Source organism: Caloramator sp., from assembly GCF_020054765.1.
Lineage (GTDB): Bacteria > Bacillota > Clostridia > Clostridiales > Caloramatoraceae > Thermobrachium > Thermobrachium proteoclasticum.
The window spans coordinates 73,106-96,629 of sequence record NZ_JAIHAO010000002.1; the positions used below are offsets into that span (position 1 = coordinate 73,106).

14 protein-coding genes and 3 other annotated features are annotated in these 23,524 nt (G+C 34.4%); of the genes, 9 read left to right on the forward strand and 5 right to left on the reverse strand.

Annotated features, from left to right (window positions below):
- Nucleotides 1–144: 144 nt before the first annotated feature.
- On the reverse strand, nucleotides 145–1,170 hold the full coding sequence (locus tag JG776_RS01330) for a branched-chain amino acid aminotransferase (RefSeq protein WP_291964040.1): 1,026 nt from the start codon (nucleotides 1,168–1,170) through the stop codon (nucleotides 145–147).
- A gap of 195 nt (nucleotides 1,171–1,365) precedes the next feature.
- Nucleotides 1,366–1,605: a binding site (T-box leader), on the forward strand.
- Between the two features lie 78 nt (nucleotides 1,606–1,683).
- Between JG776_RS01330 and JG776_RS01335 the strand changes: the two genes are divergently transcribed.
- The 5 genes from JG776_RS01335 to ptsG all read left to right on the forward strand — a co-directional run bounded on the left by JG776_RS01335 (nucleotide 1,684) and on the right by ptsG (nucleotide 6,487).
- On the forward strand, nucleotides 1,684–2,454 hold the full coding sequence (locus JG776_RS01335) for an amino acid ABC transporter substrate-binding protein (protein ID WP_291964041.1): 771 nt from the start codon (nucleotides 1,684–1,686) through the stop codon (nucleotides 2,452–2,454).
- A gap of 11 nt (nucleotides 2,455–2,465) precedes the next feature.
- A complete protein-coding gene (locus JG776_RS01340; protein WP_291964042.1) occupies nucleotides 2,466–3,107 on the forward strand; it encodes an amino acid ABC transporter permease in 642 nt (213 codons plus the stop codon).
- Nucleotides 3,108–3,115: 8 nt separating this feature from the next.
- Nucleotides 3,116–3,796, forward strand: coding sequence for an amino acid ABC transporter ATP-binding protein (locus JG776_RS01345; protein WP_291964043.1), 681 nt, complete (start codon nucleotides 3,116–3,118; stop codon nucleotides 3,794–3,796).
- Nucleotides 3,797–3,893: 97 nt separating this feature from the next.
- A complete protein-coding gene (gene speD / locus JG776_RS01350; protein WP_291964044.1) occupies nucleotides 3,894–4,715 on the forward strand; it encodes an adenosylmethionine decarboxylase in 822 nt (273 codons plus the stop codon).
- Between the two features lie 242 nt (nucleotides 4,716–4,957).
- Nucleotides 4,958–6,487, forward strand: coding sequence for a glucose-specific PTS transporter subunit IIBC (gene ptsG, locus JG776_RS01355; RefSeq protein WP_291964045.1), 1,530 nt, complete (start codon nucleotides 4,958–4,960; stop codon nucleotides 6,485–6,487).
- Between the two features lie 314 nt (nucleotides 6,488–6,801).
- On the opposite strand, the gene JG776_RS01360 is transcribed toward ptsG, so the two are convergent.
- Nucleotides 6,802–8,202 (reverse strand): sodium:alanine symporter family protein, encoded by a 1,401-nt coding sequence (locus JG776_RS01360; protein ID WP_291964046.1) that lies wholly within the window; start codon nucleotides 8,200–8,202, stop codon nucleotides 6,802–6,804.
- 113 nt (nucleotides 8,203–8,315) lie between these two features.
- Here JG776_RS01360 and JG776_RS01365 point away from each other — a divergent pair, with 113 nt between their 5' ends.
- The 3 genes from JG776_RS01365 (at nucleotide 8,316) to JG776_RS01375 (ending at nucleotide 12,113) form a co-directional block, all read left to right on the forward strand.
- Nucleotides 8,316–9,713, forward strand: a complete 1,398-nt coding sequence (locus JG776_RS01365; RefSeq protein ID WP_291964047.1) for an MBL fold metallo-hydrolase — start codon at nucleotides 8,316–8,318, stop codon at nucleotides 9,711–9,713.
- 40 nt (nucleotides 9,714–9,753) lie between these two features.
- Nucleotides 9,754–9,971: a binding site (T-box leader), on the forward strand.
- 71 nt (nucleotides 9,972–10,042) lie between these two features.
- Nucleotides 10,043–11,434 (forward strand): asparagine--tRNA ligase, encoded by a 1,392-nt coding sequence (gene asnS, locus JG776_RS01370; RefSeq protein WP_291964048.1) that lies wholly within the window; start codon nucleotides 10,043–10,045, stop codon nucleotides 11,432–11,434.
- Between the two features lie 169 nt (nucleotides 11,435–11,603).
- Nucleotides 11,604–12,113: an ECF transporter S component gene (locus tag JG776_RS01375; RefSeq protein WP_291964049.1), complete on the forward strand. Its 510-nt coding sequence runs from the start codon at nucleotides 11,604–11,606 to the stop codon at nucleotides 12,111–12,113.
- A gap of 312 nt (nucleotides 12,114–12,425) precedes the next feature.
- Here JG776_RS01375 and JG776_RS01380 read toward each other — a convergent pair whose 3' ends face one another.
- Nucleotides 12,426–12,839, reverse strand: a complete 414-nt coding sequence (locus tag JG776_RS01380) for a DUF3842 family protein (protein WP_291964050.1) — start codon at nucleotides 12,837–12,839, stop codon at nucleotides 12,426–12,428.
- A 214-nt stretch (nucleotides 12,840–13,053) separates the two neighbouring features.
- Nucleotides 13,054–13,265, forward strand: a binding site (T-box leader).
- Between the two features lie 72 nt (nucleotides 13,266–13,337).
- Between JG776_RS01380 and proS the strand changes: the two genes are divergently transcribed.
- Nucleotides 13,338–14,780, forward strand: a complete 1,443-nt coding sequence (gene proS / locus JG776_RS01385) for a proline--tRNA ligase (RefSeq protein ID WP_291964051.1) — start codon at nucleotides 13,338–13,340, stop codon at nucleotides 14,778–14,780.
- Nucleotides 14,781–15,093: 313 nt separating this feature from the next.
- Here proS and JG776_RS01390 read toward each other — a convergent pair whose 3' ends face one another.
- Together JG776_RS01390 and JG776_RS01395 are read right to left on the reverse strand one after the other, a co-directional pair.
- Entirely contained in the window at nucleotides 15,094–16,080 is a 987-nt protein-coding gene (locus tag JG776_RS01390) for an asparaginase (protein ID WP_291964052.1), read from the reverse strand.
- A 185-nt stretch (nucleotides 16,081–16,265) separates the two neighbouring features.
- Nucleotides 16,266–23,504, reverse strand: a complete 7,239-nt coding sequence (locus JG776_RS01395) for a hypothetical protein (protein WP_291964053.1) — start codon at nucleotides 23,502–23,504, stop codon at nucleotides 16,266–16,268.
- Nucleotides 23,505–23,524: the final 20 nt, after the last annotated feature.

Here is a 23,524-nt window from a genome sequence, read left to right on the forward strand (position 1 = left end):
TTTAACTCTAATTTTATTATTTAGACAAAAAACAAAAAAATCCTTCTATTATTTTCAAAAAATATATTAAGTTTATATAATATATTAAATAGTAGGCAACTCTTAAAAAATTAGGCAGTAGGTTAAACCTACTGCCTAATGGTTTTATTTAACTTCAACAATCCATCCTTCTGGTGCCTTTTCATCTCCAAGCTGTATTGCAACAAGCGTATTGTAGAGTTTTTTAGTTATTGGACCAACTTCAGTTTGGCTGTAGAATACGTGAAGTTTTCCTTTATATTCAATTCCTCCAATTGGAGTTATAACCGCGGCTGTACCACAAGCACCAGCTTCAACAAATTCATCAAGTTTATCTATATATACGTCTCTTTCTTCAACTTCCATTCCAAGGTATTCCTTTGCAATGTGCATTAAAGAATACTTAGTTATACTTGGTAGTATTGAAGGTGATTTTGGTGTTACAAATTTATTGTCCTTTGTAATTCCAAAGAAGTTTGCAGCACCAACTTCCTCTATCTTTGTATGAGTTGCAGGGTCAAGATAGATACAATCTGCAAATCCCCTCTTTACTGCCTGCTCGTGTGGAAGAAGGCTTGCCGCATAGTTTCCACCAACCTTAACACCACCTGTTCCGTATGGTGCAGCTCTGTCATAGTCTGATACTGTAAAGTTAACAGGTTGCATACCGCCTTTAAAATATGGTCCAACAGGACAGCAGAATACTGAGAATAAATACTCAGGTGCAGGTTTTACACCAAGGTTATCGCCAATGCCGATTACATAAGGTCTTAAGTAGAGTGAAGCACCTGTTCCATAAGGTGGAACAAAATGTTCGTTTGCCTTTACTACTTGTATACAAGCGTCTATAAATTTTTCTTCAGGAATTTCAGGCATCATAAGACGTCTGCAGCTGGAATTCATTCTTTTTGCGTTTTGGTCTGGTCTAAATAGTTGTATTTTACCATCCTTTGTTCTGTATGCTTTAAGTCCCTCAAAGCATTGTTGTCCATAATGAAGAGCTGTTGAGCCTTCGCTGATGGTAACCATATTGTCTTCTACAAGTTTACCATCGTCCCATTTTCCGTCCTTCCAATAGGATACATAACGGAAGTCTGTTTTGATATAGCTGAATCCAAGTTTCTCCCAATCTAAGCTTACAGTTTTGTTCATATAATTCACCTCACTTAAAATGACTGAGAGGATTTTGTGTAACACATTCCCTCATTCCACCTTAATTATAACATAAAAAAAACATTTATGCAGCAATAATGTTAAAATTATTTAGAATTTTATATAAATTATTTTTTTAACAAAAAATATATTGACACTGAAGCTTTAATATGGTAAATTGATAAATAAGTAAAGTAAAAAACGATGAAGAGAAATAGTAAAAATAGCTTCCATTTCAGAGAGCATCCGGGTGGTGTGAGGATGTATGAGGGCTATTTTGAACACATCTCGGAGTTTGGTACCGAAGATTAGTAGGCTACCACGGGAACCTTCACCCGTTATAGTGATAGGGTATGTTAGTACCTAATAAGGTTAATGTCGTGAGGCATTAATGAATTGAGGTGGGACCACGGGAGATAAGCTCTCGTCCTCAGAGGAGGATGGGAGCTTTTTGTTTTGTAAAAAAAGCAGTACTGCTAAAAATATATAAAAATTTAAAGGGAGGAAAATGATATGAAAAAATTCATTTTAGGATTAACTTTATTAATCAGTGCATTATTTCTTGCATCCTGTTCTAAAGCTCTAGTTTCAAATAATGCAAGTAAAATTGTGGTAGTAGGACTTGATGATACCTTTGCACCTATGGGATTTAAAAATGAAAAAGGGGAAATAGTAGGCTTTGATGTTGATTTAGCAAAGGAGGTTTTTAAAAGATTAGGTTATGAGGTGAAGTTTCAGCCAATCGATTGGGCTATGAAGGAATCTGAATTAAATTCTAAAAAAATAGACGCAATATGGAATGGATATACGATAACAGAGGAGAGAAAGGAAAAAGTTGATTTTACAAAACCATACCTTGTAAATAGACAGGTTATAGTAGTTTTAAAGGACTCAATTATAAATAAGAAGAGTGATTTAGAGGGAAAAAGAGTTGCAGCACAGTTAAACTCAAGTTCCCAAGAGGCAGTTGAAAAGGATAAAGGAATTGTATCTAAATTTAAAGATGGAAAACTTAATCTTTATGAAACAAACAATGATGCTCTTATGGAACTTGAAAGCGGAAGAATTGACGCCGTTGTTGTGGATGAGATACTGGCAAGATACTATATAAAACTTAAAGGAGAAGATAAATTTAAAATACTTGAAGATAATTTTGGTGAGGAGGAGTATGGCATAGGTTTTAGAAAGGGAGATGAACTAAAGGATAAAGTGGATAAGACTTTAGAAGAAATGAAAAAAGATGGTACCTTTGAAAAAATATATAGTAACTGGTTTAAAAAATAAGAGGTGATTTTGTGGAGTACATTATTAATCTATTTATATCTATGAAAAATGGAATGTTCGTAACCTTTTATATATTTATTGTAACATTGATATTTTCGCTTATCTTAGGAATTTTAGTTGCAGTGCTTAGGCTATCGAAGATAAAGATGATAGAGATGGTAGTCTCCCTCTATATATTTTTAATGAGGGGGACGCCTCTACTTCTTCAGATAATATTTGTATTTTTTGGTCTGCCTATAGTTGGTATAACCTTCGATAGATACACAGCTGTTTTTATAGCCTTTATATTGAATTATGCAGCATATTTTGCAGAGATTTTTAGGGCAGGTATTCAATCTATAGATAAAGGACAATTTGAGGCAGCAAAGGTACTTGGGTTAAGTAGATTTGATACTTATAGATATGTAATATTTCCTCAAATGTTAAAGAATATTCTTCCTGCACTTGCTAATGAAGTAATTACATTGGTAAAGGATACAGCACTTGTTTATGTCGTAGGGATTTCTGATATATTAAGGGAAGGAAAAATTGCAGTAAATAGAGATGCAACATTAATTCCATTTTTAGTTGTAGCAATATTTTATGCTGGTTTTATATATGTTTTAAGCAACTTGTTTAAGAATATAGAAGAAAAATTTGAATACTATAGGTAGGTGGTAATATGCTTTTAACGGTAGAAGGCCTTGTAAAATCCTTTAGGGGACAGAGGGTTTTAGATAATGTAAGCTTTGAATTAAATGAGGGAGAGGTTGTTTCTATATTTGGTAAATCAGGAGCAGGAAAATCCACTCTTTTAAGATGTATAAATGGACTTGAAACTATAGATGAGGGTAATATTAAAATAAACGGAGAATACCTGTATAGGCAAAATGAAAATTTTATTGAAGGTGCAAAGGGTGAAACTTTAAAAAAGATAAGACAATCTATAGGGTATGTTTTTCAAAACTTCAATCTATTTCCTAATTTAACTGTGCTGGATAATATAATATTATCACCTGTTAAAGCCTATAAATTAGATAAAGATATGGCTATTGAAAGGGCAGTTAAGCTTCTTGAAAAGCTAAACATTTTAGATAAAAAAGACTGCTTTCCTTATGAATTATCTGGAGGGCAAAGGCAGAGGGTTGCGATTGCTCGGGCGTGTATTTTATCTCCTAAAATAATCTGTTTTGATGAGCCTACATCTGCAGTAGATGATGAGGTTAAAAAAAGTATAGCTGATATAATAATGGGATTTAAGAAGGAAAATATGGCTGTTTTAATTGTTAGTCACGATAAGGAATTTTCATATTCTATTTCAGATAGAATAATTAAAATAGAAGATGGAAAAATAATATCATAAAAATTGCTTTTATTGTCAGTATAAAGTTCTTGACATTCCCCGTAAAAGTTATATAATTTTACTGAAAAATATTAATTGAAAGGAATGGGGAGTTGAATTGGAAAAAGGAAAGAACAAGCTAAAACTATACGGATTCAACAATTTAACTAAAACTTTGAGTTTCAACATTTACGACGTATGCTACACAAAGACGGAAGAGGACAGAAAAAAGTATATCGAATATATTGACGAGCAGTATAATTCAGAGAGACTAACAAAGATATTGACAAATGTTACAGAAATGATAGGTGCTTGCGTTTTAAATATTGCGAAGCAGGACTATGACCCACAGGGAGCAAGTGTTACACTCCTTATCTCTGAAGAGGAGGTACCTCTTTATATACTTGATCCATCCTGTAATAGAGGTATATTAACTCCAACAAGAGAAAACATTGTTGCTCACCTTGATAAGAGCCATGTTACTGTGCATACGTACCCAGAAACTCATCCCCAAAATGAGATAAGTACATTTAGAGTAGATATTGATGTGTCAACTTGTGGACAAATATCACCACTTAAGGCACTAAATTATCTGATAGATAGCTTTGATTCAGATATAATAACAATAGATTATAGAGTTAGAGGGTTTACAAGAGATATACATGGCCATAAGCTATATATTGATCACGACATAACATCAATTCAAGACTATATAGCACAGGAAACACTTGATAGATACAACTTGATTGATATGAATATTTATCAATCAAATATATTCCATACAAAGATGATGGTAAGGGATATAAAGCTTGATAATTATCTGTTTGAAAAGTCAGAGAGTGAATTAAATGAACAAGAAAAGAAGGATATAACAGATAAATTAAAGAGAGAAATGACTGAAATTTTCTACGGAATAAACCTTCCAAATATAACGAAGTAAAATATTTAGAAAATTTAATATTTAAAAGCTATTGCATTAATTATTTCTTGCTGATATAATTAACATTGCAAGTGAATAATAAATACTTTTACGTGTTACTGATTCGATCAGGCATGAGTAAAAGGTATGGAAAATTAGGTTCATCCATTTGGGTGCCTAATTTATTGTACCTTTACTCATGCCTTAATATTTTATCTAAAATATAAAAATATATATAAAAACTCGTTAGGAGGGGAAAGTTTATGTCAACAAAAAAAGCATTTGGTGTCCTACAAAAAATAGGTAAAGCCCTAATGCTACCAGTTGCTCTACTTCCAGCAGCAGGTATACTACTTGCATTAGGTAATATGTTTCAGAACCAAGCATTCTTAGAAAAGGCACCTGCCTTTGGATCAGCAGGTATGCAGGCTATTGCAAGGGTTATGGAACAATCAGGAGGTATTATTTTTGGTAATCTACCACTTATCTTCGCAGTAGGTGTTGCAGTAGGTCTTGCAGGAGGAGAAGGTGTTGCAGGGCTTGCAGCAATAGTTGGTTTCCTAATAATGAATGTTACTATGGGAATAGTAGCAGGTGTAACACCAGCACACATAGGAAAGAGCCCAGCTTATGCAAATGTTCTTGGTGTTCCAACACTTCAAACTGGTGTGTTTGGTGGTATTATAGTAGGTTTAGTTGCTTATGCACTATATGAAAAGTACTATACAATAGAACTTCCACCATTCTTAGGATTCTTTGCAGGAAAGAGATTCGTTCCAATTGTAACAGCAGCAGCATCAATAATATTAGGACTTGTAATGGTTGTTGTATGGCCTCCAATTCAAAATGGACTTAACGCATTCTCAAGCTCAATGATTGATGCAAATAAGACTGTAGCAGCATTTATATTTGGAGTTATAGAAAGAGCACTTATTCCATTTGGATTACATCATATATTCTATAATCCATTCTGGTATCAATTTGGTGAATATACAGCAAAAACTGGACAACTTGCAGGTCAAGTTGTTAGAGGCGACCAAGCAATATTCTTCCAACAACTTAAGGATGGAGTTCCATTTACAGCAGGTACATTTATGACAGGTAAGTTCCCATTTATGATGTTTGGTCTTCCAGCAGCAGCTCTTGCTATGTACCACGAAGCAAGACCAGAAAAGAAGAAGGTTGTTGCAGGTATTATGGCATCAGCAGCACTTACTTCATTCTTAACAGGTATAACAGAACCAATCGAATTTACATTCCTATTCGTAGCACCAGCATTATATGCTGTACACTGTGTGTTTGCAGGACTTTCATTTATGATAATGCACATATTAAATGTTAAGATAGGTATGACATTCTCAGGTGGTATAATTGACTTTATACTATTTGGGGTAATACCAAATAGAACTTCTTGGTGGCTTGTAATACCAGTAGGTTTAGTATTCTCAGTTATCTACTACTTTGTATTTAGATTTGCAATAAGAACATTCAATTTAAAGACTCCAGGTAGAGAAGATGAAGAAGTTCAAGGAGCAACAGAAGCGGCAGCTACAAATTCAACACTTGCAGCAAATGTTTTAGAAGCTCTTGGAGGAAAGGAAAACATTAAGTACCTTGATGCTTGTATAACAAGACTTAGAGTAAACGTAGTTGATCCTAAGAAGGTAAATAAGGATAGATTAAAGCAACTTGGTGCTGCAGGAGTAGTTGAAGTTGGCGATGGTATCCAAGCTATATTTGGACCAAAGTCAGACAACATTAAGAGTGAAATAAAGAAGATAGCAGGTATATGATAAAATATAGGCTTGGTTTTTAAACCAAGCCTATATTTTATTACTATTTTTTATAAACTCTGTTTTAGACACATAAAAGGATTTCAAAAAGGCTCTTTCATAAGCTTTAGCAATTCTTGGCTTTTCGGCTTTGAAAAAGTCCGTAATTCGGCACAGGAAGTGCCGAGCCGAGCGGCCATCAGGACGATGGCATCGCGAGGGTAGGATTTTTCAAACAAAGAAAAGCCTTAGAATTGCTTGGCGAAATGAACGTAAGCCAAAGAAATCCTTTATGTGGCTAATAAAAAGGCTTGATTAAATCCAAGCCTTTTATTTTACTCTTCCCAACAATCTGCGTTCTCTAATCCCTCTATATTTCTTGCCTTAAACTTAGGATCAAATCCTTCTTCTCTTTGTTTTTCATAATCCTTTAAAACCTTAAATGCAACATTTCCAAGAAGAAGTATTGCAATTATATTTAATATAGCCATAAGTCCCATAAATAGGTCTGCTAAATCCCAAACTATTTGAAGTGAAGCAATTGAGCCCCACATAACCATTGCTACAACAAGTAGTCTATATATATTTAAATACGTCTTGCTTGGTTTAATAAATTCAATGTTTGTTTCACCATAATAGTAGTTTCCTATAACTGAACTATAGGCAAATAGGAATATACATATTGCTATAAACACACTTCCCCAAGAACCAACGTGATGAATAAGTGCATTTTGTGTAAGCTGAATACCTGTTATTTCGGGATTAGTAAATTCACCAGAAGTTAGTATTATGAAGGCTGTTGCACTACAGATTAACAATGTATCTGTAAATATGCTAAGTGTTTGAATAAGTCCTTGTTTTGCAGGGTGTGATGTGTGGGCTGTTGCTGCTGCATTTGGTGCACTTCCCATACCAGCTTCGTTTGAGAAAAGACCTCTCTTTATACCCATCATTATTGCAGCACCTATACCACCACCAACTGCTTGTTTTACTCCAAAGGCACCTTCAATAATCATCTTAAATACTGAAGGGATTAATGTTATATTCTTTAAAACTATAAATAGTGCAACCATAATATAGGCTATTGCCATAACAGGGACGATTGCTTCTGCTGTTTTTGCAATTCTCTTAACTCCACCAAATATAATTATTGCTGTTATGAAGGCTATTACAGCACCTGTTATATAAGTTTTTATTCCAAATGCCTTTTGAAATGCTTGAGAAATTGTGTTTGCTTGAACAGAATTAAATACAAGTCCAAAGCATATTGTTATAAGGATTGAAAAAAGTATTCCCATCCATCTTTGACCTAAGGCTCTTTCCATATAGTAGGCAGGGCCTCCGCGATAGTTTTCACCATCTTTAACTTTATAAACTTGGGCAAGTGTGCTTTCAACAAAGCTTGATGCACCGCCTATTAGAGCTATAACCCACATCCAAAATATAGCACCAGGACCTCCAACGGTTATTGCTGTTGCAACGCCCGCAAGGTTTCCTGTTCCAACACGGGATGCGGTACTTATACAGAAGGCTTGAAAGGATGAAATATGGCTTGTCCCCTTTGCACTGCCTGTTCCTTCTGTAAGAAGTTTAAACATCTCCTTGAAGTATCTTAGCTGAACAAATCTTGTTCTGAAGGAAAAATAAAGTCCGGCTGCAATTAATAGTGCAATTATAATATAAGACCAAAGAATGTTGTTTGTATTGTTGATGAAATTGGATATTAATTGACCCATACTGCACCTCCAATTTTTTAATTTTAACAAAATTGTATCAAATTCGACTTAATTAGTCAATTGAAAGAAAATTATAAAAATATATGGTATAATAAAAAGAAAGGGGGCTTTGTATGAAGATTAAATTCTGTGGTGCGGCAGGACAAGTTACAGGTTCTTGCTACCTAATTGAAACAAATAAAAGAAAATTTTTAGTTGATTGTGGAATGTTTCAAGGAAGTGTATTTGATTTAAACTATGAACCATTTACCTTTAATCCAAAGGATATTGATTTTGTAATACTAACTCATGCCCATATAGACCATTCAGGAAGACTTCCTATGCTTTATAAGCAGGGCTTTAGGGGAACAGTATATGCAACATCTGCAACCTGTGATTTGGTAAATATAATGCTTAAGGATAGTGGTCATATTCAGGAGTTTGAAGCAAAATGGAGGACTAAAAAGAGATTAAGAAAGGGGCTTGACCCGGTTGAGCCTTTATATACGGTTGAAGATGCACTTGTTGTTAATGATTATCTTTATAGGGCATCATATAATAAGTGGATTACAATTGATAAAAACATAGAGTTTATGTTTAAAGATGCTGGGCATCTTTTAGGCTCTGCAATAGTAGTTATAAAGATAAAGGAAAATAAAAGGGAGAATATTATAACCTTCAGTGGAGATTTGGGTAACTTTAATATTCCAATAATAAGAAATTATGAGTATATAGATTATACAGATTATCTTGTAATTGAATCAACATATGGAAACAGATTTCACGAATCAAGGGCAGAAGAGGTAAAATCCCTATATGATATAATAATAAATACGGTTAAAGCAGGGGGAAATGTAATAATACCTGCCTTTTCAGTTGGAAGGACACAGGAGGTTTTATACATTTTAAATCAATACATTGATATCGAAAAAAAGGAAGAACTAAAAAATATCGAGTTTTATCTTGATAGTCCTCTTGCAAGGGAGGCACTTGAGATATTTGAGAAGCACAAGGAATGCTACGATGAAGAGGCATTAAATTTATTATCTAAAGATATAGATGTTCTTCACTTTGACAATCTTTATATAGTTCAAACACCTGAAGAATCGCAGGCATTAAATGAGAAGCAGGGGGTAGTTATAATTTCTGCAAGTGGTATGTGTGAAGCTGGAAGAATAAAGCACCATTTAAAGCATAATATATGGAAAAAGAACACCTCTATAATATTTGTTGGTTATCAGGCTGAAGGAACATTAGGTAGAAGAATATTAGATGGAGAGAAAAGGGTAAAAATATTTGGAGAAGAGATGGTTGTAAATGCCAAAATATACAGCATTCCTTCGTTATCAGGGCACGCAGATTTAGGAGGACTTTTGAATTGGGTGAAGAACATTAAAAATGGTATTTCTAAGAAAATATTTGTAACCCACGGTGAAGAGGAGGCATCTAAAAATTTAAAGGAGGAACTTGAGAGATTTGTTCAATGCAAAGTTGAAATACCTAAGCTCTATGATGAATTTATAATTGATTGACAAATGAAATTATTAATAATATAATCTTTATAATAAGATGATAAAGACTGTGAAGGGAAGAGTAGGCTTAAGAGAAGGTTAAAGCGAGCCAGTGGTGGTGGAAGACTGGTACTGGACTTAGGCTGAAGAACATCCTGGAGTCTCTTACCGAAATCTTTTGAGAGTAGACTAAGACGTCTGTGGAGCGTTATATCCACAAAGAGGTGGCCTTTTAGGCAATTTGGGTGGTACCGCGAAGATTAGCTCTTCGTCCCATTATGGGATGAAGAGCTTTTTATATGTAAATAATGAGTTATTATAATAAACATAAAAATAAAAGGAGGTAGCCTATGCAAACAGTAGAAGTAAAGCAGCTCTATAGAGAGAGTGAAAAGTATTTAAATCAAGATGTTAGGGTATCAGGTTGGGTTAGAACAGTAAGATCATCAAAGGCCTTTGGATTTATTGAATTAAATGATGGTACTTTTTTTAAGAACCTTCAAATAGTATTTGATGAAAAGCTTGAAAACTTTAAGGAAGTTGAGAAGCTACCAATAAGTTCATCTATAACTGTAGAAGGAAAGTTAGTTGAAACTCCAGGGGCAAAACAACCCTTTGAGGTTCAAGCAACCAATATTATAATAGAGGGTATGTCAAGTTCAGATTATCCACTACAAAAAAAGAGACATACATTTGAGTATTTAAGAACAATAGCACACCTAAGGCCAAGAAGTAATACCTTCTCTGCTGTATTTAGAGTGCGTTCTGTTGCGGCTTTTGCTATACACAAGTTCTTTCAAGAAAGAGGATTTGTTTATGTAAATACGCCAATAATCACAGGAAGTGACTGTGAAGGTGCTGGCGAAATGTTTAGAGTAACAACATTAGATTTAAACAATATTCCAAGAAAAGAGGATGGAAGCATAGATTTTTCAGAGGATTTCTTTGGAAGAGAGGCAAACCTTACAGTTAGTGGTCAGCTTGAGGCAGAAATTTTTGCCCTTGCGTATAAGAAGGTATATACATTTGGACCAACCTTTAGAGCAGAAAATTCAAATACAGCAAGACACGCTTCAGAGTTTTGGATGATAGAGCCTGAAATGGCCTTTGCTGACTTGAATGATTATATGGATACAGCAGAGGATATGGTTAAGTATATAATAAGCTATGTACTTGAAAATGCACCAGAGGAAATGGAATTTTTCAATAATTTCATAGACAATACATTATTGGATAGATTAAACAATGTGTTAAATTCAGAGTTTGCAAGAATAACATATACAGAAGCTATTGACCTTTTAAAGAAATCAGGAAAAGAATTTCAATATCCTGTTGAGTGGGGATGTGACCTTCAAACAGAACACGAAAGATATATAACAGAAGAAATATTTAAAAAGCCTGTGTTTGTAACTAACTATCCAAAGGATATAAAGGCCTTTTATATGAGATTAAATGACGATGGTAAGACTGTTGCAGCGGCAGACCTTTTAGTTCCTGGTGTTGGAGAAATAATAGGTGGTAGCCAAAGAGAAGAAAGATATGATGTTTTAGTTAGAAGAATTGAAGAGCTTGGAATGAGAAAAGAAGACTATTGGTGGTATTTAGAGCTTAGAAAATATGGAGAAACAAAGCACGCTGGATATGGTCTTGGATTTGAAAGAATGATTATGTATTTAACAGGAATGGGCAATATTAGAGACGTTATACCATTCCCAAGAACACCAGGAAATTGTGAGTTCTAATATTGAAGTAGAAATTAATATATATTATAATAAAGAGGAAGTCACGAAGGCTTCATAAGCGTTCCTTTATTAATAACATTAGCTTACCACGAAGGTAGGGCGTTTTGCTCTACCTTTTTTTATTTTTTAATAACAAATATAACTTATTACAATTTAAGGGAGGGTTCTTATGTCAAAAACAAAAAAATTAGTACTTTCAGCATTATTTTTAGCACTTGGTCTTCTTATACCAAGCATATTTCATATGAGTGGTCTTCCAGGTAATGTATTCTTACCAATGCACATACCAGTTCTACTTTGTGGGTTTATATTAGGAGAAAAGTATGGTGCACTTATTGGATTTGTTACTCCATTTTTAAGTTCAATACTAACTGGTATGCCGCCTATTTATCCTGTTGCTGTTGCTATGGGCTTTGAGCTTGCAACCTATGGATTTATATCAGGATATTTATACAAGAAGATAAGGGTAAATTTATTTGTATCATTGATTTCTGCTATGCTTCTTGGAAGAATAGTTTCTGGTGCTGCAAATTATATTCTTTTAACATCAATGGGAAAAAAGTATGTTCTAAATATGTTTATAACTGCATCCTTTGTAAAATGTATTTGGGGAATTATCATTCAGCTTATTGTAATTCCTTTTGTTGTAAAAATGATTGAAAAGTATAATCTTGTATAAAATAGGGAGATGTATTTGCTTCTCGGATTGTTGAAAAAGTCATATATTGATTAGCCCCATGAAGGATTTCTTGGGCATTCGTTCATTTCGCTAAGCAATTCTAAGCTTTTATTTGTTTGAAAAAGTCCTACCCTCGCGATGCCCTCGTCCTGATGGCCGCTCGGCTCGGCACGTCCTGTGCCGAATTACGGACTTTTCTAAAGTCGAAAAGCCAAGAATTGCTAAAGCTTATGAAAGAGCCTTTTGAAATCCATTCATGGGGCTTTTTCATACTTTAGCTAATAAGTAGGTTTGTCTACAATTTAAAGGGAGCTATATTTGCTCCCCTATTTTTTCTATAAATACCTCTATGCATTCCTTTATAGATAAATCCTGTGTATTAGGTATATATATGCCGTGTTTTTGAAGAGGAATGATTAATTTTGTTGCAGGTGAATTAAATATTGCCTTTGAAACTGTGGATGTAACTTCTCCACAGATTCCCCCAGCACAAAGTATTCCAATAGGTCCAATAATAAAGTCTATCTGATTATTGAGTATATATTCACTTATGTTTTTACTTCCTATAATTCCTTCTTCTGCACCAGATTTTATCATATTCTTAAGTGCAGTTTTATTAAGACCTAAAGCAACAACTTTAACTTTATCTTCAAACTCTTTCTTTATTTTTTTTATAACTGCCTGACCAATTCCAGCACCTTGTCCATCAACGACTGCAATTATCATATGACCACCTCATAACTATAATACTATAAAAAATAAATAATATGAATAAAAACTTGAAAACAAGATTATAATTTATATAACATAAATATAATAATCGTAATTATTATAATTTAGATTTGAAGATGATAGTATGTTCTATGATAGTGAAATTTAATTTATTTAAAAAATGTTGCAAACACACTAAAATATGATAAAATAATATAGAAATAGAATATTTAAGACTATGATGAGGAATAGTAAAAATTAGTTCCTTTTCAGAGAGGGAATGGTTGGTGTGAATTCCTAAAGGACTGATTTTGAACCCGCCTCTGAGTCCTGCACCGAACTTAAGTAGGCTGCAGCGGTTTTTCCGTTATCAATTTGAGAGAATATGCATTTGCATATTAATTAGGGTGGTACCGCCGAAAGTTTGCCTCGGTCCCTTTTTAGGGATTCGAGGCTTTTATTTATGTAAAATAAAGGTTTAAACTTATACATAAAAAATAAGGAGGAGATAATATGGCAAAGGAAAAGGATAAAAAGCTTGTTGAAGCGATAACATCAATGGATGAAGATTTTGCACAGTGGTATACAGACATAGTTAAGAAGGCTGAACTTATCGATTATTCAAGCGTAAAGGGATGTATGATTATAAGACCATATGGATATGCAATATGGGAAAATATTCAAAAAGATTTAGACGCAAGATTTAAGGAAACAGGACACGAAAATGTTTATATGCCTCTATTTATACCAGAGAGCCTCTTAAGAAAGGAAGCAGAACACGTTGAAGGTTTTGCACCAGAGGTTGCTTGGGTAACACATGGTGGAAGTGAAGAGTTAGCAGAAAGACTTTGTGTTAGACCAACATCAGAAACTCTATTCTGTGAGCATTTTTCAAAGATAGTTCAATCATATAAAGACCTTCCAAAGCTATATAACCAATGGTGTTCTGTTGTAAGATGGGAAAAGACCACAAGACCATTTTTGAGAACAACTGAATTCCTATGGCAAGAGGGACATACTATCCACGCAACAGCAGAAGAGGCAGAGGAAGAAACAATTAGAATGTTAAATATATATGCAAAACACTGTGAAGAAGTACTTGCAATACCAGTTATAAAGGGAAGAAAGACAGATAAGGAAAAGTTTGCTGGTGCTCAGGCAACCTATACAATTGAGAGTCTAATGCATGACGGAAAGGCTCTACAAACTGGAACTTCTCACTATTTTGGAGATAATTTTGCTAAGGCATTTAATATAAGATATCTTGATAAGAATGGTCAGCTTCAATATGTTCATGAAACATCTTGGGGAGTTACAACAAGATTAATTGGTGCAGTTATAATGGTTCACGGTGATGATAATGGACTAAAGCTTCCACCAAGAGTAGCACCAATTCAAGTTGTAATAGTACCAATTGCACAGCATAAGGAAGGAGTACTTGATAAGGCAAATGAACTAAAGGAAAGGCTTTCAAAGGTTGTTAGAGTTAAACTTGATGATTCAGATAAGATGCCAGGTTGGAAGTTCGCAGAATATGAAATGAAGGGTGTCCCTGTAAGACTTGAGGTTGGACCAAAGGATATAGAAAAGAATCAAGTTGTGCTTGTAAGACGTGACACAATGGAAAAGATTATAGTTTCAATGGATAACTTAGAACAAGAAGTATTAAAGCTTCTTGATGATATACACAACAATATGCTTGAAATGGCAAGAAAGAATAGAGATGAGCACACTTATGTAGCAACAAATATGGATGAATTTAAGGATATAGTTGAAAACAAGCCAGGATTTATAAAGGCTATGTGGTGTGGAGATAGAGAATGTGAGGATAAGATAAAGGAAGAAACAGGTGCAACTTCAAGATGTATACCATTTGAGCAAGAAACTTTAAGTGACAAGTGTGTATGCTGTGGAAAGCCAGCAAAGCATATGGTTTATTGGGGAAGAGCATATTAAAAAAGTTCCATAAATAGTATTTAAGAATATTAATAAGCATATTTATTAGATGAAATTTGAAGAAGCCCCATAAAGGATTTTATATATGGCCCTTTTATAAGCCTTAGCAAATCTTGCTTTTCGACTTTGAAAAAGTTCGTAATTCGGCACAGGATGTGCCGAGCCGAGCAGTCATCAGGACGATGACATTGCGATGGTAGGACTTTTTCAAACAAAGAAAAGCTTAGATTTGATTGGCAAAATAAACGAATGCCTAAGAAATCCTTTATGGGGCTAATTTATAAATACTCCAAGTATTTTAAAAGTAGTTTTTTTAATTATATAGCTCCATCTCAAATATCCTTTTTATCTCATTTAAATCCTTTGTTTTACTTAGTGCTACAATTAGTTTTATTCTTGCTTTTTGTCCTGGTAGAGTATCACCAAATATTACGCCTAAATTTCTAAGTTCGCGTCCACCACCTGGATATCCATAGCTGTCAAGGACACGTCCTTCAAAACATCTTGAAACAACTACAACTGGAATTCCTAAGTCAATGGCCTTCTTAATCCCTGATACCATATTAGGAGGTACATTTCCTCTTCCCATTCCCTCTATTACCAATCCATCTGTTCCTTTTTCAATACAGTAATCTATTAAAGTGGAATCCATACCTGTCACGCATTTGATGAGCTGAACATTTGCATTTACATTGTCTATTTCGATATGTTGTTTTCTAATGCTGTTGCGATAGAATATGACCTTATTGCTGTCTATTATTCCAATTGGACCAAATAAAGGTGATTGAAATGCATTTAAACTCATTGAATTTCTCTTTGTAACTTCACTTGCACAGAAGAGTTCATCATTAAAGCATACAAGAACTCCTCTTCCTTTTGCCTCTTCTGAAATTGCTGTACAAATTGATGCTGCAAGGTTTGCAGGGCCGTCATATCCAAGCTCTGAACTATTACGCATAGCTCCTGTTACAATTATTGGCTTTTCAGAGTTTATAGTTAGGTCTAAGAAGTAGGCAGTCTCCTCCAGAGAGTCTGTACCGTGGGTTACTACAACACCTGATATGTCATCTCTATCAAGTATCTGCTTTATGTACTTTGATAGTTCAAGCATTTTTTCAGGAGTCATATGTGGTCCTGGAAGTTTAGAAAAAGTAAAGCTTTCAATTGAGGCAAAACCTTCAATACCAGTTACCATTGCCATTATTTCCTCTGAACTTAAGCTTGGTACTGCAGCCTGAAGTTTTGGATCTACCTTCATTGAAATAGTACCGCCATTAAATATAACAGCTACTTTCTTCATAAGTTTACCCCCTATAGACTTATTCTAATTTTATTATATATCATATATTTTTTTTATGCTACATTATATTTATGGTAGTTGTTAATGTAGTTTATAATGAAATTTACTGTATAATTTGAAACTTCGAGTGCATAGTAAATATCCTTTTTTAAAAACCCCCCTGAAAATCTTCAGGGGGTATAAGTTTAATTTACGTTATTTAATTCTAATATCTTTTTAATAGATACTCCACGGCTTCCAGAACCTTGGTTGTTTATTATAACAGTATTGGATTTTATACCTTCAAATACTATATCCGACTCTGGAGAAAGCTTAAATGTTAGTTTTGCATTGTTTTTTATAGTTCCTTGGGCTCTTCTTAGTATTTTTACTTTAAATATAAATGTTCTTGTTTCTCCTACGCCCATACTGTCAATATCAATATAGACTATTCCATCGCTTGGTTCACCTGTGTGGGTTACTGTACCTTCTGCATAGACAACTTCAATAAATTTTAAATCATCGTTTAGAATATCGCTTACATTTACATTATAAATTGGATATGGTCCACTGTTTGTAATAACAAGTCTATATTCAACAAGCTGCCCAAGTGAACCTACGATGTTATTGGTTGTAAACTCCCCTTGTTTTGTTAAATTTCTCTGTTCCTTTGATAGACTAATCTCTGAGTTTGTTACATAAATGTTTGTGCAAATCTGAATTCCAGGGCCTATTTCCTCAGAGGATAGATACCATACTCCATAGGCACAGTTTTGCTGGGTATCTATTAAGGTTATAGGGTCTGGGTTTGCACTTAAAATAGATACATCAAAGGCATAGTTATAATATTCGTCCTCTTCTGCATAGGCATAAGGTACAACAGGGAAAACAACCCTTTGGGCTTCTACTAAAACGGGTTCTATTGGCTGTCCCATTAAAGTTGCATTTCCAACGTAGGTTTGGCCTATAGGGAGTATATCAGTAAACTGACCATTTACTATACTTGTTCCCTTTGGAAGTTTAAAGGTTACAGTGTATCTTATGATAGTTCCTACTGTAGTGTAGTATATATCTGCAATTTTACTAACTTCAATATCAGGGAATTTTTGAATAACTTCGTTGGTATCTTCTTTTGGATAGGTTATTGGGGTTGTATTGTTTGTGGAGTATATAAAGCTTCCTTTATTTTTAGAGAATCCACCTGCAGGAATACCTCCCACAACTTTAACCCTAAATATTAGAGATTTTACGGTGTTTACTGGAAGTTCATCAATTGTCCATTCAATTTTGCGTACAAGGGGCAGATAGTTGACTGTTCCAATAGGTGCATCATAGTATCCTGTATATTCTAAATAGGGTGATATATAATCTTCAATTACAATATTGTAGGCAGATGATGAACCGAAGTTGTGGACTGTTAATCTAAACTCAAGTATATCATCGGCTAAAACAGGCATTGTATCTGTATTATAACCTGTCTCTTGAGTAATATTTCTATGGGTTTTAGCAACAAATACAAATGGTCTTGTTATTTCAACATCTACATATTTTTCTATTTCAGGGCTTAATGTTCCTTCTTCATCTATTTCACTTGTTACTTTAACGATATTTCTTTGAGTTTCAACATAAGGTTCTGAGTTGTTTCCATCAAGCACCCTTGCATTAAATGTTATTGTTATTGTTTTCTCCTCTAATGTTGCATCAACAAGTGGAATGTTAAATATGATATCACCATTAGAAAATATAGGAGTTAATGTTGTAGAGTTATAACTTGCAGGTCCTAAATAAATTTGTTTAGATGGCAGAGTATCTATTATGCTTATATTTTTAGCCTTTGTTCCATAGGGCACAGTTATTTCTATAAAGTAGGTTATTATATCTCCAACCTTAAAGGTATTATCTGATGCATATTTTAAAACACCAAGTTCACCTAAAACGGCATAGACAGTATTTGAAGTCTTTGGGCCATAGTAAACAAGAGGTGTTGCACCTTGTATAGCAAAGGTTGCATTAAAGCTATTTGGAATTCTTTGTCCTGTAAATGCATCAGAGTTTACAATAAGGGCAATCACTGCTTTGTATTCGGTACCTGAAGGAATTGATGGTATAGTCCATTCTAAGTTTCCTGAAGAAACATTTAGTGTTCCTGTGTCAACTGAAATTGTATCTACAAATGATAATAGAGGATCTATTGTTTCGGTTGCAACCACATTAACAAGTGCATAGCTGTTGGGGTTATATACCTTAAGTTCATAATATACTAAGTCTCCAACGTTAACCTTTATATCATCGGTTGTAAATGGATTAGATGGATTGGTTGTTACATTATTTTGGGATTTTGTTAATATTAGGTTTGCGTTTGATACATAAACGGTTGAGGTTGCTGTTTGCTGTGGACCACTTGGACCAAGTGGAGTGTATTTCCAATCAAGTGTAGCAGTATTTATTTGTCCTTGCTGAGGAGGTGCTGTGATATTGTTTACCTTTGCTCTGAACTTGTATTCAATGGTGACTTCTGCTAATTGGGCATCTATTTCAGTTTCAACAGGGAAGGTTAAAGTGGCAGCACCAAGATTTACACCATTTTTAGTTAGAGTAAATGGAACATAGCTCTGCTCTATTGGTAGTATATCGTTTACAGTTACATCATATATCTTTACTCCAAGTGGAACTGATACGTTTATTGTATATTCAACTTCTTCACCAACAAGGGCAGCATTTTTATCTACCTTTTTTGTAATCTCAGGGTAGGCGTAGTTGAAGGTTACTTTATTTGATAAAGCAGGGCCTAAAGTTTTTGGATTTATTGTATTTGTATCATATAGGCTCTCTGCAAAGTTTTCAACAGCCTCACCCGGTGTTGGAATTGAGTTTACTATGCAGGAGAATATAAGTGTTTTTGTCTCCCCAACTGTTAAAGTAGATTCAGTCCAAGTAACTGTACCAGCAATGTGAGTTACAGTACCTGTTGGTGGAGGAGGTACTACTGAAGAAAATATTAGATAGCTTGAAAGTATATCGGTTGTTATAATATTAAAGGCATCTGCTAAACCATCGTTTGTAATTGTTAGTTTATAGTGTATTTCATCTCCTGCCTCAACATCAAATATAGGATTTTTGGTGAAATCTCCACCCTTTGTTGCATTCTTTTGCCACTTTTCAATTTTTATATGAGGGCTTCTAACTTCAACATCTACAAAGGTTGAAACGATAGGTGCAGATTGGCCTCCTTCAGTCAAGTTCCATTTTATAGAAGCACTATTTCTTTGCATTTCTGAATAAGGTTCTTCTGTTTTTCCATCTCTAACAATAGTTTTAAAGGAGTATATTAGAGTTGTTGGTCCATATATTGGAGCTGTTTCTTGATAGGTTATTGTATTTCCTACAACTGTTGGAGCTACAGGGATTGTATTTCGTGTAAAGCTACCTAATACATATTCCTGTTTTGTTGGGAAAACATCAGTCAATAACAAATTGTAGGCAACAATATTTTCAGGGACAGGAATGGTTATAGTATAGTTTATTTCATCTCCTATCTTTGCAGGATTTGGTACAGCCTCCTTGGTGATAGTGAGTGCAGGTATATTTATGGTTGTAGTATTTGAATCTGCATTATAGGTTACAGGATTTACGTCATTTGAATCATAGGTTGAGGTTGCCTTGTTTGTTATTGAGCTTGAGGCTGCAATTGGGGATTTTATTTTAACTGAGAATTCAAGGGTTGCCGAAGAACCATTGTTTAAAACAGGTATATTCCAGTTAATTGTTTCAGGAGGTCCTGCAGAGTAGGATGCTGTTCCAGATGATGCACCTATTATTGAAATAAATTGTAAATTAGAATCTAATACATCGCTAAGGTTTATATTATAGGCAGGTGATGCACCGTTTGAGTTAATAGTTATCCTATAGTATATAGTATCATTTGGATTTGAAATTATTGGGTTTTGCGTATAGTTTCCACCTTGTGTAAAATTTCTTTGTTCTTTTGTAACTACGATGTTTGGGGTTCTTACTGTTATATTTAAGTTAGATGTTCTATTTTTAGTTAAAGGTCCTCCAGATACAAGTGCCCAGTCTATTCTTGATTGATTTTGTTGAGTTTGGGTATATGGTGGAGTATGGTTTCCACTTATTACTCTTGCAATAAATTTATATTTAATAGTTATTGGATTTGGATAGGAATAAAGGTCTGGTTCTGTAGGGAATGTTATTACTTGCCCAACAACAGAAGGAGTTATAGGTGTAATAGGACCTTCATCCTGCTGCCTTGTTGCAGGCCCAATATAGGTCTGTCCTGTTGGTAGTGTATCCCTTGCCCTTAGTGAATATACATAAACACCATAGGGTATTGTAACGGTTAGGGTATATTCTATATCATCACCTATTTCAGCCTGAAGAAGCGATGCAGTTTTTACAAGTGTTAAGTTTGGAGCAATAAGGTTAACGGTATTGGAGTTGCCGCTGTATTCAACACCATAGCCATTGTTGTTGGTATTATATACAAATGTTGCTTTATTTGAAGTTGATGAGTTTGCGGCAAAGCCAGGTAAAGTCTCAACTCTAAAGGTTAGTGTAGCTGACTGACCAAGTGGGAGCTCAGGAATTGTCCAAGTTACTGTTCCCATTGAATAGGTTGGAGTACCTAATGTTGCATTGAAGCTTAAAGGAACAAAGCTTAAAAGTGGATTTAATACATCTGTAACGACGGTATTGTAGGCTGTTTCAAGTCCATTGTTGGTTACGGTAATTCTATATTCAATAATATTTCCTACATTAAAGCTTAAATCTGCAGTTCTAAAGGTTCCATTTAGAGTATAGTTTCTCTGTTCCTTTGTGGCAATGATATTTGGAGTTCTTACTACTAAATTTTGAGTTACTATCTCTGGGATTGCAGGAGTTCCTTGTGTATCAACATCCCACTCAACCTTTGCGGTGTTAGGTTGGTTTTCACTAAATGGTGATATGTGTGCAGCAGAAATAACTCTAATATCAAATGAATAAATTAGTTTAACTTCATTGGCTGTTGCATCTATTATTGGTATGGTTGGAAAGACTACATTTGGTGGTGTAACAGTAGGTGTAATTGGGCTACCGTTTAGTGTTGCATTTCCCACATAAACCTGTTCAGGTGTCTTATAGGTGTCTGTAACTTTTACGTTATATGCAATAGTTCCTTTAGGGATAGTTACTTCAAGTATATAGGTTGCAATATCTCCTACTTTAACATAGGCAGGGTTTATAGTTTTAACTATTTTTAGTCTTTCGGTCTTTAAAATTGTAGAATCTTCAAAGGGGTCTCCAGGATATTGATAGGACATATCCATCTGTGAATAAGGTCTTGTAAGGATGGCTTTGTTTATATAAACCTGACCGCTTACTACAGAGTTTGTAACTAAAACTTCATAGCTAAAGGTTAGACTATCCCCAGGTGCAAGTTTTCTTATCAGCATTGAAACGTTTTGTCCAACAAAGGTTGGGGTGTCATAGATTCCTGTACCTGTAATAGTGTAGTTTCCATTATATACAAGACCATCGGGTATTACATCTGTTAATGTCATCATAAAGGCATCGGTTGTTAGGTTATCTAAGGTTTGGGTGTTTTTAATTGTGATTGTATATGTGTATACTTCTCCAGCTTTAATAGCATCTACATTAGGGCCTGTAACAGATTTATCAAATTCGATATTTGGTGTTCCGAATTTTACTTCAACCTGGTCTCTATCGCTATAGGAAAGGTCTAAACTATTTCTTCCTGCAAGTTTTGCAAGATTATTTTTTACAGTATTCAAAGGTATATCTAAAACAGGAATTCTAAAGGTTGCAGTCCATAATGTGCCACCAGGTAAATTACCTAAAGCCCATCTAAAACCATTTGGTGATACTGTATAAGGGCTAAATGGCCCAGGTAGAGTTCCACCATAGGTGATAGATGATGGTGGTAAAGGTCCCATATTATATGGGGCATAATCGTCTATTTCAATATTAAGCTGAGTAGCATTTAAAGTTGATGCATCATAGCCTATAGAAAATTCTACTAAGTCACCAGGTGATGCAACAGAATATGGTTTTGGAGTACCGTCTTTGTAGTAGTATCCAAGAATTTGCTTATCAATAAAAGGTTTTTTTATAAATGAAGTGACTGAAGAATTATCTGGTGTCTGCCAAAGTGTATTTGAGTTTATACCATTTACGTTTGAATTGTTTGTCAAACTATCGTTTGATGCAACAGGGCTACTATCTACATAGGTTGCTTTAGTTAGTGTTTGGAATGTTATTGTACCTGTTGTACCAGTTGTTAGATTACCTAAATTCCAAGTGAGTGTAGTTGTTCCATTTGGATTTATTGTAATAGATGAAGGAGATGGATTTGCTGAGCCTAAAACGTATTCCATCCCGTCAGGAATTACATCTACAATTACAACATTGTTTACGTTGTCGTATTGATTTACTTTATAAACAAGTTTATATGAATTTGTAAGTCCTACGTCTGTAATAGATGAACCTACAATGGATTTATCTATTGTTATATCCTTTGCAATGGTAGTTAGGTTTGCAGTTACAGGGCCAGATAAACCATCTAATATTGCAGTATTTATTAAAGGAGTATCATGGGGTATTTTACTACCTGAGTTTTCAAGACATCCTGTAGAGTATTTATCCCATATTGCTACATCAAAGTTTATTATATTTGTGCTTCCAACAGAAAGAGTTTTGCTTCCCCAGTCAATTATTGTATAGTTTTTGCAGTTTGGAGAAGGTGATGGTATTGTAACTGTTGGGTTTAAAAAGCTTGATGCGTTAGGACCGGTTGCAGTAATATTATTTAAATATCTAATTCCATTTGGAAGATTGTCTATTAATGTTATATCAGATGATTCACGAGTGTTGTTATCAAGTATTAATGTGTAGGTAAATGGCCAAAGAGGATTTGGTGTTGGAATTAGTCCTGCACCCTTTGGCATTTTACCGGGACCTTTTTTAATTAGGTTGTATCTTAATGGGATTATATTAGTTGTGACACTTTTTATAATTTCTATATTACCAGGGTCGTCATTTCCTCTTGGGAGTGTATCAACCTTTGCAATTAGGTTTAAATTTGGGATTGGTATATCAAAGGGAACTGGAAGTGATGTGCTTCTAAAGGTTTCATCCGACTTTATTTCAACAGATATGGTGTAGTTTAGCTCATTTGGAGCAAGATCCTTAATGTTAACCCACTTTACTGTGATTGTACCGTCAAGATTGGTTATAACTTCTGTAGGAGGAGTGCTACTTGAGTAGAATGAAAAACCATCTGGGATAGTTAGTTCAACATATAGGTTGTAGCCTCTATCCACAAGGCTTGTGTTTGAAAAGGTAAGGTTTAAGGTAGAAGTTTTTCCAAGGACAATCTTTAAAGGTTGTGGCGACATATTTGCTACAAATTCAGATGGAGATAGTGCCATATTTACCCTCCATTATTATT